This is a genomic window from Jannaschia sp. 2305UL9-9, from assembly GCF_041403465.1.
Classification (GTDB): domain Bacteria; phylum Pseudomonadota; class Alphaproteobacteria; order Rhodobacterales; family Rhodobacteraceae; genus Jannaschia.
Window position 1 is genome coordinate 275054 of record NZ_JBGEHM010000001.1, and the last position, 13502, is coordinate 288555.

Here is a 13502-nt window from a genome sequence, read left to right on the forward strand (position 1 = left end):
AGGACAGGTCGGGGTCAATGGGTTACGAAACATCGAAGGGAACGCGCATGTGGCGGGGGCTTTTGGTCGGCGCGGGCAGTGGCGCGGTGTTGTCTGGCTTGCTTGTCGGGGCCGTATCCCTGCTGGCACCCACACCGGGCCAGATCGATTCCACCCGTATTCCGGTCGCGCCGCAGATGGGCGCAGCCGAGGATTCGGCCCCGAAAAGGCCCGAGGGTCTGCCGCGCGAAAGCGGTCTGCAAGTCACGGTCGGCGAGGTTGTGCCGACCGCCACGGTCGATGTCGTCGCCGATGCGACCTCCGAGGCCTCCGCCGATGAGACCCCGGACGAGGCGCTTGCCCTGCCGGCGGGCAGTCAGTTCAACCTGCCCCCCGTGGATCAGGAACCGATGACCCCCGGTGCGGACGCCGTTTTGCGCACCGATGTCACCATCGTGCGCCCGGACCCGGATGTGCCGACCGACGCGCCCGCCCCCGATACCGCCACCGCGTCCCAGCCCCAGCCGGGCAGGGCGATCGCATCCGTCACGGCCCCGGCCGCGGGCGATGCGCCTGCGCGGCCCGCCACCGTCAGCGAAGGCGCGCCCCAAACCTTTCGCGAGGTCGAGACGACGGTGGTCGAGCAGGAAATCATCCTTGCCGCGCCCGTGGAAACCGTCGCCGCCCCGCCGTCGCAGGACCCTGACGTGCCCGAAACCGGGCCGACGTCGCAGCCCCCGACGGACCAGGAGGCCGAGTCGCCGGCCGAGGAGAGCGAGGAAACGAACGCCGAAGCCGACGGGCCGGTGGTGCTGGTCACCGACCCCGTCGTCATCGAGCGGACCGAAGTGGAGGAAGAAGAGGCGCCCTTCATCATTCCGCGCCGCATCGTCCTCGACAGCGAGCGCGCGGCAGAGGATGCGACGGGGGCGGAGGCAGGTGAGACCCCCGAGCCGGCCATCATCGCCAATGCGGAACCGTTTTCGAACCCCCTGGATCTGCCGCTGTTCTCCATCATCCTGATCGATGATCCATCGACAGGCATGACGCGCGACAACCTGCTGGCGTTCGATTTTCCGGTGACCTTCGCGGTCGATCCGACCGCGCCGGATGCGGCCGAGACGATGCAGTTCTACCGTGATGCGGGGCACGAGGTCTTGATGCTGGCCACGGGCCTGCCGGTATCGGACGCCCCGCAGGATATCGAGATCGCCCTGACCGGCGCGCTTGCCGAGATGCCGGGCGCCGTCGGTATCCTCGATCGCGAGGACGGAGGGTTTTCTGGCAACCGCGAGGCGCTGTCCGCGCTGTTGCCACCGATGGCGGAGGTTGGGCTGGGTCTTGTCACCTATGGCGGCGGGCTGAATTCGGGCGTCGCGAACGCCCAGCGCGACGGCATTCCGGCAGACAGCCTCTATCGTGTCATCGATGCGGACGGAGAGCGCGCGCCCGTCATCACCCGCTATCTTGACCGGGCAACCTTCGAAGCGGCGCAGGACGGGCGTGCGATGGTTGTCGGGCGCACCTCGCCCGATACGGTCACGGCGCTGTTCTCATGGGCGCTCGGCCGGCGGTCCGAGGCGGTCGCCGTGGCGCCTGTCAGCCATTTGCTGCGGGCGGCGATCGACGGGTAGGGCTTCGCGACGAGCGTGCCGTCAACCTGTCGTCTGCGGAAGATCGATCTGGGCGACCTGTTCGGAAATGGGCTCCACCGCCAAGGGATGCGTCTCGTGGATGTGGTCCTCGGGCGCGCCGATCGGACGCCACGCCCGGTTCTTGTAGAGTTCCAGCGCACTGAAATGCGCCTTGTAGCTCATCTTCGGAGAGCCGGGGACCCAGTATCCGAGATAGACATACGGCAGGTCGGCTTCGCGCGCGATCTCGATATGGTCGAGGATGATCTGCGTCCCGAGGCTGTCCTGCGGGAAGTCGGGATCGTAGAAGGAATAGACCATCGACAGGCCGTCATCGAGGACGTCCGTCAAGCAGACGGCGCGCAAGGCGGAGCCGGAAGCGGCGTCACGCTCGACCCGCGTGTCCGGCTTGGCCGGATCGCTGGCGTTACGGTCGTCCCAGTATTCGATCACACGGGTGCGGATCGGGGTCTCCTCGATCATCGCGGCGAACTCGAAAATGTCCATATCGGCCATCCCGCCCGTCGCATGGCGCGTTTCGAGGTAGTGGCGGAACAGCTTGAACTGCGCCTCCGTGGCCCAGGGTGATGTCACCTCGCGCCGCAGATGAGCGTTGCGTTTCAGGACCTTGCGCTGTGACCGGTTGGGCGCGAAATCCGCGACCCGGATGCGCGCCGACAGGCAGGCGGTGCAATCCGCACAGCTGGGGCGATAGAGGACGTTCTGCGACCGGCGAAAGCCCTGCTTGGACAGTTTGTCGTTCAACTCGGCTGCGCCGGATCCCTGCAATGCGGTAAACAGTTTCCGCTCCCGCCGCCCATCCAGATAGGGACAGGACTGCGGTGCCGTCACATAGAATTGCGGCGTCAGCGGCAGACTGTGGCGCATAGGAGAGAACTTTCTTGAGGACCATGTCGGAGCCTAGCTACCACCCGAGTCAGGTCAACGAAAAACGGCAACGATCGGCAGGGATTGGCGGTGACCTGCCTCGCAAACGGAATCAATCCGGGCCATAAAGCCCGGATTATCCACAAATTCGACAGTTCTTGTAAGGGTCAGGACGGGCGGTTGATTGCCGCCGATCCAAGGATGAGGTCCGTCAGGCTCTGCCTGCGGTCGGTCACGAACATCGCGGCCAAGGATGCCAGGGCGGGCAGGACGAAGGCCATCGACGCATAGTAGCCGAGGACATGGATCGCCGCTGTCGTTCCGTCAAAGCGGTCGCCCTCGATATCACGCAGTTCGATCCCCATCAGGCGCATGCCCCAGGTCGCGGACCGGTTCGACAGGCTGGCGACGCGGTACAGGAAGCCGGTGACGAGAAAGGTGATCGGCCACAGGAACCAGCCAATCGACAGGGTGGCAAGGCCGACGAGAAAGGTGAAGACGGTGATCAGCGTCACGTCGATCACCCAGGCCACGGCACGCTTGAACAGGATGCCGCTGTAGAATTCGGGGGCGCGGACCGGGTCCGGCAGGGCGGTGGGTGCGGCGGTATACGTCATGTTCTAGGTGGGCTTTCTCAATGACTGGAAGGGCATGTCGGAATGGTGGCTCGGCGCGCCCCATGATCGCGGGGCGCGCCGGTGGGATCAGGTCTCGACCGGAGAGTCGGTGTCCGGCTTGCGCTTTGCGCGTTCGTCCATGAACTGGTCGAACTCGGCCTTGTCCTTGGCTTCGCGCAGACGGTTCAGGTAGCTCTGGAAGGCTTCCTGCTCCTCCTCCAGCCGGCGCAGCATGTCGGCCTTGTAGCTGTCGAAGGCCATGTTGCCGGACGACCGCATGCGCGTCATCGCGCCACGGGCACGGGGGGAACAGGACATCGGGGAATTGCGGCCGGAAAACATGCGTTTGCTCCAGATCATGTAAGCGAGAAGGGCGAGACCAACGGGCCAGAAGAAGATAAACCCAAGGACCATCGTGGCGATCCAGGCGCCCTTGCCGCGGGCGTCGAGCCACGCTTCGGTACGGGTAAGCCAGTTACCGGAGGTCTCGGGGCCGGAATAGGCATGGGACGGTGTCATCAAATTCTCTCCTCATTGGTTGATGTGAATGTCTTTCACATGATCAGAGATGGGAAGGCGAAAGGGGCCTGACAAGAGGGTCCTCGAAAAAAGTTAAAGGGATTTACATAAGATTCGTTCGGCCTGACACGCGGCATTACCGCGCCGGAAATCCGGGGCGGTGATGCGATACACTGCATGACAGATGGTTCGCGGGGTCAGGTGCGCATCCGGCGCCGGGGGTGGTTGCGCTCCGCAGGCGTCAGTAGCCGCGCCAGATCCAGCCGCCACCGAATACGCGGGTGCTGTCCATGTCGTAGAACACGCAGGCCTGGCCGGGCGAGACACCCTCCTCCGGGGTGAGGAGTTCGACCTCGGCCAGACCGTTCGCCTTGGGTCGCAGGATCGCCTCGCGCGGGGGACGGGTCGACCGCACCTTGACGCCGATATGCCATTCCTCGCGGGCGGACAGCGGCTCATCCCCAAGCCAGTTGATTTCGCGCAACGGCACCAGCCGGGTCGACAGGGCCGACTTCGGGCCCACGACGACTTGCCGCGTCTCGGGGTCCAGCTTGACGACGTAAAGCGGCTCGGACAGGCCGCCGATGCCAAGGCCGCGGCGCTGACCGATGGTGTAATGGATCACCCCGTCGTGCCGGGCCAGTTCACGCCCGTCCATATCCACGATGGCGCCGGGCTGCGCGGAGTCGGGGCGCAACTTTTCGATGACAGCGGCGTAATCGCCGTTCGGCACGAAGCAGATATCCTGACTGTCGGGCTTGTCGGCAACGGGCAGGCCGTATTTCGCCGCCAGGGCCCGCGTCGCGCCCTTGTCGGGCAGGTGTCCCAGGGGGAACCGCAGGTAGGACAGCTGCTCATCGGTGGTCGAGAACAGGAAATAGGATTGATCGCGCACCGGATCGGCCGCGCGGTGCAGCTCCGGCCCGCCGGAGCCTACCTTGCGTTGGATGTAGTGACCGGTGGCCATGCAATCGGCGTCCAGATCCTTGGCCGTTTCCAGCAGGTCGCGGAATTTCACCCGCTCGTTGCACCGGATGCAGGGCACGGGCGTGGCACCGCCAAGATAGGCGTCGGCGAACTCGTCGATGACGGATTCCCGGAAGGCGTTCTCGTAATCGAGGACATAGTGCGGAAAGCCCATCGTTTCCGCGACCCGGCGGGCATCATGGATGTCCCGGCCGGCGCAGCAGGCGCCCTTCTTGGCCAGCGCCGCACCGTGGTCATACAGCTGCAGGGTGACGCCGACGACGTCGTAGCCTTCCTCGGCCAGTTGCGCGGCCACGACCGAGCTGTCGACGCCGCCGGACATGGCGACGACGACACGGGTGTCGGCAGGGGCCTTGGGCAGGCCGAGGGAATTCAGGGTCGTATCGAGGGGCATGTCGTATCTCCGACGGAGGTTGCCGCCAGATATAGGAAAATATGACCTATTCTCAAGGTCCAGCTTCACCCTCGTTTAACGACCCGAACCACAAACAGAGGTCGCAAGAAAAACAGGAGGTGGCGATGTTTCTTAGGAAGGGGCCGGGTCCGCGTGTCGTGACGCTGCCCGATGGGTCGCAGATCACGCGCGCCGACCTGCCGCCAAGGGGAACGACGCGCTGGGTCGCGCGGCGCAAGGCCATGGTCGTCATGGGGGTCGAATCCGGCCTCATCACGCTCAATGAGGCGATCGAATGGTATGATCTGTCCGAAGAGGAATACGCAGGATGGGCGTCGGCGATATCCGCCCACGGGACGGATGGCCTGAAAACCACACTGATACAACAGTTTCGACAGTCCTGAGTTGTAAACCCGGATCGGCCATTTCACAGTAACCAGAAGTTAACTATTTCAGGCAAAGGTTGGCCTACACCTCAGTACCTCCGGGAGAAGGCCATGCGAATCCTGCTCGTCGAAGACGACCCCACCACCTCCAAGAGCATCGAAATGATGCTTGGGAGTGCGAATCTCAATGTCTACTCTACGGACATGGGGGAAGAAGGGATCGATCTTGCCCGACTATACGATTACGACCTGATCCTGCTCGATCTGAACCTGCCTGACATGACGGGCCATGACGTCCTCAAGCAGCTGCGGATGTCGCGGATCGAGACTCCGATCCTGATTCTGTCGGGGTCCGATGACACGGAAAACAAGATCCGCGGCTTCGGATTCGGGGCCGATGACTACATGACCAAACCGTTCCACCGGGATGAGCTGATCGCGCGCATCCATGCGATCGTGCGCCGGTCCAAGGGTCATTCCCAGTCGGTGATCAAGACCGGCACGGTCGAGGTCAACCTCGACGCAAAGTCGGTCGAGGTCGAAGGGCGCACCGTCCATCTGACCGGCAAGGAATACCAGATGCTGGAGCTGCTGTCCCTGCGCAAGGGGACGACCCTGACCAAGGAGATGTTCCTCAACCATCTCTACGGCGGCATGGACGAGCCCGAGTTGAAGATCATCGACGTCTTCATCTGCAAGTTGCGCAAGAAATTGTCCGAAGCCACGGGCGGCTTCAATCATATCGAGACGGTATGGGGGCGCGGCTATGTCCTGCGCGATCCGCAGGAAGCCTCCGAAGAAAGCCGCGGGCTGATCTCGGCCTGACCGCGATCGGCCCCGGTGTGCACGGAACGCCGCTCGGGCATTGTCCGGGTGGCGTTTTTCATTGTTCCGTATCCCCCATGTCATTCATCATGGATGGGCCGAGCGTCATCTGACGCAACTGGCCGTTCACCGACTTGCAGGCAGAGATCGTCCGCCATCGGGGTCGGGCTTGCAGGATACGAGAAGGGCCCTTGTATCCTTCAGCAACCATACATGTCCCGCCGGGGGCGTAACGACGCGAGCCAGGGCCAACCCCACCGCGCAAGCAAATGGTCCATCCTGACCGGATTGCCGGGGTGGCTGCAATCTGAAGGGCAACCTGGCGCTCTGCCGAAACCCCATTCACAGGGTTGGAACGACAGGCCTCGTCCCCGTGGCCGGGTTTGCCGACCTCACCGCCCGCACGTAACAAGGATCGCACGGTCATCGGTGTCGACGCGGAAGCGGCGGGGGCAATTCGCCGACGGAATCACTGGCAACGCTGTCACGCGGCCCATATCACCCGTAACCAGAACCAAGAATGAGGGTACCGTGACGCAGTCCGAGACCGACATAGCCGCGTTGACGCAGGACACGGCGCGCGACGAACTGGCGCGCCTGGCGACGGTGCTGGCCGATGCCAACGCGGCCTACCACACCGAAGACGCGCCACGGATCAGCGATGCCGAATACGACCGCCTGAAACGCCGCAATGCCGCGATCGAACAGGCGTTCCCCGATCTGAAACGGGACGACAGCCCATCGGATGTGGTCGGCGCCGCGCCTGCGGAGGGGTTTGGCAAGGTCGCCCACGAAGTCAGGATGCTGTCGCTCGGCAATGCGTTCGATGATGCGGACGTGGCGGAGTTCGACGCCCGCATCCGTCGGTTCCTGGGCCTCGAGGCCGGCGCGGATCTGACCTACACGGCCGAGCCCAAGATCGATGGCCTGTCGCTGTCCGTCCGGTACGAAGGCGGTCAACTGGTGCGCGCCGCGACGCGGGGCGACGGTGAGACGGGCGAGGATGTCACGACAAACGCACGAACGATTTCCGACATCCCCGAGACGGTTCCGAATGCGCCCGACGTTCTCGAGGTGCGGGGCGAAGTCTATATGGCGCATGCGGATTTCGCCGCGTTGAACGACCGCCAAGCGGCGGAGGGCAGCAAGGTTTTCGCCAATCCACGCAATGCGGCTGCCGGCAGCCTCCGGCAGCTGGATGCGTCGATCACCGCTGCGCGTCCGCTGCGGTTCTTTGCCTATGCATGGGGCAGCCTTTCCGAACCGCTGGCGGACACGCAACATGCCGCGCTTGGCCGTCTTGCGGACATGGGCTTTTCGACCAACCCGGAAACCGCGCTGTGCGAGGGGCCGGAAGACATGCTTGCGACCTATCGCGCCATCGCGGCACGCCGGGCAGAGTTGGGCTATGACATCGACGGCGTCGTCTACAAGGTGAATGACCTTGGCCTGCAAGGGCGGCTGGGCTTTCGCTCGACGACGCCACGCTGGGCCATCGCGCACAAGTTCCCGGCCGAGACGGCTTGGACGCGGCTGTCTGGAATCGATGTTCAGGTCGGGCGGACCGGCGCCTTGTCGCCGGTGGCCCGCCTCGACCCCGTGACCGTTGGCGGGGTGGTCGTCAGCAACGCGACCCTGCACAACGAGGATTATATCGCCGGGCGCGACGCCAAGGGGCACCCCATCCGCAATGGCATCGACCTGCGCGTCGGGGACCGCGTGGAAATCTATCGCGCGGGGGATGTCATTCCCAAGGTGCGCGATGTCGACTTGTCCGCGCGCCCCGAAGGAACGACACCTTTCGAAATGCCGCACAGATGCCCCGATTGCGACAGTCCGGCCCTGCGCGAACCCGGCGAATCCGTGCGTCGCTGCACCGGTGGGCTTGTCTGTCCCGCGCAGCGCGTTGCCCGCCTCAAGCACCTTGTGGGGCGGTCTGCTCTCGATATCGACGGCCTTGGCGACAAGGAGATCGAGCGCTTTCACGACCTCGGCTGGATCCATGCCCCCGTCGATATCTTTCGGTTGCAGGCACGCTATGGCACCGGGCTTCAGACGGTTGCCAACCTCGAAGGCTGGGGCGAAACCTCTGCCACGAACCTCTTCGATGCGATCGAGGCGGCGCGCACACAGCCGCTGGCCCGTGTTCTGTTCGGCCTTGGCATTCGGCATCTGGGCGAGGTGGCTGGCCGCGATCTGGCCCGCCATTTTGGCAGCTGGGATGCCTTGGCGGCTACCGTCGACGCAGCCATCCCCGCAGCGTCCTGTCACCGGGCCGCTGCCGAAGCGGAACTGGCGGAGCGTACGAAGGCCGAAGACGAAGGCCGCCGGGCGCGCCTGTCCGACGCGCGTGCCCTGGCGTGGGCCCCGGTCGAAGCGCCTGCACGTGCGGCGTGGGACGATCTGGTCGGGATCGACGGGATCGGCGCGACACTGGCGCTGGCGTTGTGCGATGCATTGTCTGCCCCGCAGGAACGCGCGGCGATCGACGATCTGTTTGCGGCTCTGACCATCGAAGCGCCGGAACCCACGGCCGAGGAAAGCCCGGTCGCCGGCAAGACGGTCGTTTTCACGGGATCGCTTGAAAAGATGACTCGCGCCGAGGCCAAGGCCACGGCCGAATCCCTCGGGGCGAAAGTATCGGGGTCGGTTTCGTCCAAGACGGATATTCTCGTGGCCGGGCCGGGCGCGGGGTCGAAGGCCGCCAAGGCGGCGCAGCTGGGTATCGAGACGCTGGACGAAGATGCGTGGCTTGCCCTGATCGGCAACGCATGACCGGACGGCCGGAACCCCTGTTCCCGCTGTTCGCGGGGTTGGAGACATTGCCCGGCGTCGGCCCCAAAACCGCGCGGCTGTTCGCCAACATGGCGGTCGCGGCCCCGCGCGACCTCGTGTTCACCTTGCCGGTCGGTGGCGTTGACCGTGCGCCGGTTGCGTCGCTGCGGGATGCCGTTCTGCCGGGTGTCGTCACCATTGCCGTCACGGTCGTCCGCCACGTTCCGCCGGCGCAGCGGGGCCGTCCCTATCGGGTCGAGGTGTCGGACGGGGCGACGACCTTTCAGGTGATTTTTTTCCGCGGCTCCGCCGACCTGCACGAACGGCTGCTGCCCACGGGGCAGCGGCGCATCCTGTCCGGCAAGGTGGAGCTGTATGACGGCGTGGCGCAGATGCCGCATCCCGACCACATCCTGACCGAAGGCGAGGCATTGCCAGCCTATGAGCCGGTCTATCCCCTGACCGCCGGGATCACGGCCAAGATGATGACCAAGGCGGTCGCGGCGTCCCTGACCCGCGTGCCTTCGTTGGCAGAGTGGATCGATCCCCAGTTGATGGCGGAACGCGGCTGGCCCGGGTTCGGCGCGGCCTTGGCAGACGCGCATCATCCTGACGGGGCGGCGGACCTTTCGCCCGGCGCGCCCGCCCGACAGAGACTGGCCTATGATGAGCTGTTTGCCCACCAACTGACCTTGGCGCTGGCGCGGGCACAGGACCGGTCAAGGCCCGGTGTGTCGACCGTGGGGGACGGGCGTCTGCGCCGCAAGGTTCTGGCCGCATTGCCCTTCACCCCGACGGGCGCGCAACAGCGCAGCGTCGATCAGATCGCCGACGACATGTCCAAGCCGCGCCGGATGAACCGGTTGTTGCAGGGCGATGTGGGCGCGGGCAAGACGCTTGTCGCCTTGATGGCGCTGCTGACGGCCGTGGAATCCGGGGGGCAGGGCGTTCTGATGGCGCCGACCGAGATCCTGGCCCGCCAGCATGCGGCGGGTTTGCGCCCGCTGGCCGATGCGGCGGGCGTCGTGCTTGCCTTGCTGACCGGCCGCGACAAGGGGCGGGAGCGCGAGGCAAAGCTTGCCGCGCTGGCCCGCGGGGATATCCATATCCTCGTGGGGACCCACGCGGTCTTTCAGCGCGATGTCGCATTCGCCGATCTGCGCCTTGCCGTGATCGACGAACAGCATCGTTTCGGCGTTCGACAGCGCATGTTGCTGGGCGAAAAGAACGCGGCTTGTGATGTTCTGGTGATGACGGCAACGCCGATCCCCCGGTCCCTCGCATTGACGCAATATGGCGACATGGACATCAGCATCCTTGACGAAAAACCGCCCGGCCGCACGCCCATCCAGACGGCTACGGTGCCGGTTGCGCGGATCGATGATGTCGTTGCGAAGCTGCGCGCCGCCGTGGCCGAGGGGCGGCAGGCCTACTGGGTCTGTCCGCTGGTCGAGGAATCCGAAGTTGTCGACACGACCTCCGCCGAGGAACGTTTCCGCAGCCTGCGCGCCGCCTTGGGCGAGGGCAGGGTCGGACTGGTCCACGGTCAGATGCCGCCCGCCGAAAAGGACGCCGCAATGGCGCGTTTCGTCGCCGGCGAGACGAGCGTTCTGGTCGCGACGACCGTGATCGAAGTCGGCGTCGATGTCCCCAATGCCTCCATCATGGTGATCGAACGGGCTGAAACCTTCGGTCTGGCACAATTGCATCAGCTTCGCGGCCGTGTGGGGCGTGGGGCGGCGGCCTCGACCTGCCTTCTTCTCTACAAGGCACCGCTGGGCGAAATCGCAGAGGCTCGGCTGCGCATCCTGCGCGAAAGCGAGGACGGGTTTCGCATCTCGGAAGAGGATCTGGCCCTGCGTGGGGCAGGGGACGTGATCGGCACGGCGCAATCGGGCCTGCCCCGGTTTCGCATCGCGGATCTGGAACGGCAGGCCGGGTTGATGGACGTGGCCAGCACCGATGCGCGTGCCCTGTTGACCCAGGACGCCGATTTGACGGGCCCAAGGGGGCAGGCGGCACGCATGTTGCTATGGCTGACAGAACAGGATCGTGCCCTTCGGCTGTTGTCCGTTGGCTAACGGAAACCCTGTTTGTTCTCATTTGTTCTAATAAAGTTCTTTACAGGCTGTTTCCGGTATGAGAACAAAAGAACAACAAGAGCAGCGAGACAGGTGACCAGATGGCCCGCAAGATCAAGGACAAGATTTCTCAGTTCGAGCGTGAACCCTTGACCGACGTCCTTGGTGGCGTCTGGCTCGTGACCCTCATGCTGAGCTTGCTGCACCTGCCCACGCTGATCGCCTGATCCGCTTTCGTTCCTGACCCCGTTTCTGCCCGCGTCCTGTTTGCAAGTCACCTTCGGTCCGATCTTCCCCATGTCCGACCGATTGCATATCCGGGTCTGCCCCCCGTGATGTGTGACCAGCCCGAGGCCTCTGACACCTCGCGGCGACTGCCCGGCAAACAGCGACGCCCCCTCTCCGCCGCCTCCGACATTCGGAGTGCGGCGGTTTTTTTTAATGCCCGGCCCCCGTGCGTAAGGGGGCAGGGGTCACCCCCTTTCGGCGGCTTGCGACCGGCAACCGATACGCAGGCCCCCCCAATGGCGGCCATCGATCATGATCGGGGCAGAGACGTCCTTCATCATCACCACGCCTTCGGATCCCATGTCGCGTCGATAGACCTGCATCAGAAAGGGCGCGCGGTTGGCCCCGGCCTTGGTGCCGGTCCGGTCGCTGAAGATGCGGCGATTCCGGCAATGCGCGGCGTTCCACGCGGGGTCATCTGACGGCCTGTGCGAGAACTTGAGGTTATGCGTGGGGATATAGCCGTTTCGATCGCAGATCGCGCAAAACGTGATGGACGGGTCGAAGGTCAGCGCCTCTTCCAGGATATCCTGAACCACTTGGTCGGTGAAACCGGCGAATGCCGTGTCATGCTGCACCGGGTCCGTGCCGCGGATCTCCCTGTATCGGAAATCGAACAGGGCCCTCTGATCGATGAGGCCGCGGCGCATTCCGTCGCGCATCGCTTCGCTGACCCGATGTGCAAGTGTCTGCGTGTAGTCGATGATCCGCCGATCCGGTCCACCATCGTCGATCTGCACGGACCGCTGCAGCAGCGTCTCGCAAAGATCCATCATCTGGCTGGACCGAAGCCGCGCCTCGCCAACCTCCTGCGCGGTTTCGCGAGACGACCGGGACAGCGCATCATAGATCGGCTCCGCCCTCGTGTTGTCGTGATCGAGGGACAGCATCGATTGTTCGAGCTTCTCGATCTGATTGCGCGCTTTCGTCATGTCCGCCGCGATCCCCTCGACCACCCGGCGTGTCTCGAGCGCGCCTTCGACGCCACTCTTGAAATCCGGGGCATAGAGTTCGGCATCCTTCCGCATGCTGCGGGTCCATTCCTCCAGGGATGCGATGCTGTTGGACACGCCCCCGGCGGCATCTGCCGTCTTGCGCGACAATTCGTTGATCGCCTCGGCAACGATCGCGAATCCGCGCCCCGCATCACCGGCGCGGGCCGCTTCGATCGAGGCATTCACCGCAAGAATGTTCACCTGTCTTGCAATACGGGCGATCTGTCCGTTTGCGCCGACGATGTCGCCAAGCGCGGCTTCCAGACTGTAGGTTCGTGCAGAGATGGCGGTGCCCCATTCGGCCATGCGGCGAAAACGGTCGGTATTGGCCGCAATGGATTCCATGCGTCCTGCGGCGGCATCCTCTGTCTCCTGCGCGGTGCGGGACAGAACGGAAATGCCGTCATTGACGGCCGTGATGGCATCGCTGATCCGGGTCGCCGCATCGCGCAGGGTCGCCACGTCGGCTTGCGTGACCGTCGCCTTTTCGTCGATCGCATCGATGAACGCGGCAAGATCGAACACCATGTAGCCGAGCGGGACGATATCTTCGGTCAGTGTCGATTGGCCGCCGGTGACAGGCCGTCCGACGGTGGGCCGGTGCGGATGGGCTGACATGAACAAGGCTCCGACGCTGGGATGCGCCGGGCCTAGCATCCATTTGCTACCAGAGGATTAAGTGGCGTCGTGCAGCGCCTTGCCAACGCTTTCCAGCGCTTCGACCGTCGCGTCCAGCGCAAGCAGGATGGATGCATGACGATTGCCATAGTCCCGCGCGGGGGTCAGAACCTCGAACCCGGCGAAGGGGGCGTCGGGCACGGGTCCGTCCTGCTTGAGCATCGCGCGCAACTGGTCGCGGCCATGGCGGACCTCGTCCAGACCCAGCCCGATCATCTCCTTGCCCGAAACCGAGGCCGAAGCCTGGCCCAAGGCGCAGGCCTTCACGTCCTGCGAATAGCCCGTGATCCGACCGTCCTCGCAGGTCAGCGATACGGTCACCGTCGATCCGCAGAGCGGCGAACGTTTGCGCACCACGGCATCAGGCGCCGTCAACGGGTCCGTTGCGGGCATATCGGCGGCCAATTCAAGGATGCGGCCAGAGTACAGCTTGATAAGATCGGCGTCCGACATGCG

12 protein-coding genes are annotated in these 13502 nt (G+C 64.6%); 6 read left to right on the forward strand and 6 right to left on the reverse strand.

All coding sequences use genetic code 11. The features are described from left to right. Positions 1-17: 17 nt before the first annotated feature. Entirely contained in the window at positions 18-1613 is a 1596-nt protein-coding gene (locus tag V6N07_RS01335; protein WP_371153456.1) for a divergent polysaccharide deacetylase family protein, read from the forward strand. 21 nt (positions 1614-1634) lie between these two features. On the opposite strand, the gene V6N07_RS01340 is transcribed toward V6N07_RS01335, so the two are convergent. The 4 genes from V6N07_RS01340 to mnmA form a co-directional block, all read right to left on the reverse strand. Next, the gene (locus tag V6N07_RS01340) at positions 1635-2501 is read right to left on the reverse strand and encodes an arginyltransferase (RefSeq protein WP_371153458.1); all 867 of its coding nucleotides are present in this window, start codon (positions 2499-2501) and stop codon (positions 1635-1637) included. A 167-nt stretch (positions 2502-2668) separates the two neighbouring features. Then, entirely contained in the window at positions 2669-3118 is a 450-nt protein-coding gene (locus V6N07_RS01345; protein WP_371153460.1) for an RDD family protein, read from the reverse strand. An 87-nt stretch (positions 3119-3205) separates the two neighbouring features. After that, positions 3206-3637, reverse strand: a complete 432-nt coding sequence (locus V6N07_RS01350; protein ID WP_371153461.1) for a DUF2852 domain-containing protein — start codon at positions 3635-3637, stop codon at positions 3206-3208. Between the two features lie 241 nt (positions 3638-3878). Continuing rightward, positions 3879-5018, reverse strand: a complete 1140-nt coding sequence (gene mnmA / locus V6N07_RS01355) for a tRNA 2-thiouridine(34) synthase MnmA (RefSeq protein WP_371153463.1) — start codon at positions 5016-5018, stop codon at positions 3879-3881. Positions 5019-5143: 125 nt separating this feature from the next. On the opposite strand from mnmA, the gene V6N07_RS01360 reads away from it, so the two are divergent. From V6N07_RS01360 to V6N07_RS01380, 5 genes are all read left to right on the forward strand, one after another. Then, positions 5144-5422: a DUF1153 domain-containing protein gene (locus V6N07_RS01360; RefSeq protein WP_371153464.1), complete on the forward strand. Its 279-nt coding sequence runs from the start codon at positions 5144-5146 to the stop codon at positions 5420-5422. 93 nt (positions 5423-5515) lie between these two features. After that, complete coding sequence (gene ctrA, locus V6N07_RS01365; RefSeq protein WP_371153465.1) at positions 5516-6229, forward strand: response regulator transcription factor CtrA; 714 nt, start codon at positions 5516-5518, stop codon at positions 6227-6229. A gap of 531 nt (positions 6230-6760) precedes the next feature. Next, positions 6761-9004, forward strand: coding sequence for an NAD-dependent DNA ligase LigA (gene ligA / locus V6N07_RS01370; protein WP_371153466.1), 2244 nt, complete (start codon positions 6761-6763; stop codon positions 9002-9004). Beyond that, entirely contained in the window at positions 9001-11085 is a 2085-nt protein-coding gene (gene recG / locus V6N07_RS01375; protein ID WP_371153467.1) for an ATP-dependent DNA helicase RecG, read from the forward strand. The genes ligA and recG overlap by 4 nt, the downstream gene beginning before the upstream one ends. Before the next feature lie 101 nt (positions 11086-11186). Further along, positions 11187-11312: a hypothetical protein gene (locus V6N07_RS01380; protein WP_371153468.1), complete on the forward strand. Its 126-nt coding sequence runs from the start codon at positions 11187-11189 to the stop codon at positions 11310-11312. A 246-nt stretch (positions 11313-11558) separates the two neighbouring features. Here the strand turns inward: V6N07_RS01380 and V6N07_RS01385 are convergent, their stop codons facing one another. Both V6N07_RS01385 and V6N07_RS01390 read right to left on the reverse strand, forming a co-directional pair. Beyond that, a complete protein-coding gene (locus tag V6N07_RS01385) occupies positions 11559-12986 on the reverse strand; it encodes a methyl-accepting chemotaxis protein (protein ID WP_371153469.1) in 1428 nt (475 codons plus the stop codon). A 57-nt stretch (positions 12987-13043) separates the two neighbouring features. Next, positions 13044-13499, reverse strand: a complete 456-nt coding sequence (locus tag V6N07_RS01390; RefSeq protein WP_371153471.1) for an iron-sulfur cluster assembly scaffold protein — start codon at positions 13497-13499, stop codon at positions 13044-13046. Positions 13500-13502 lie beyond the last annotated feature (3 nt).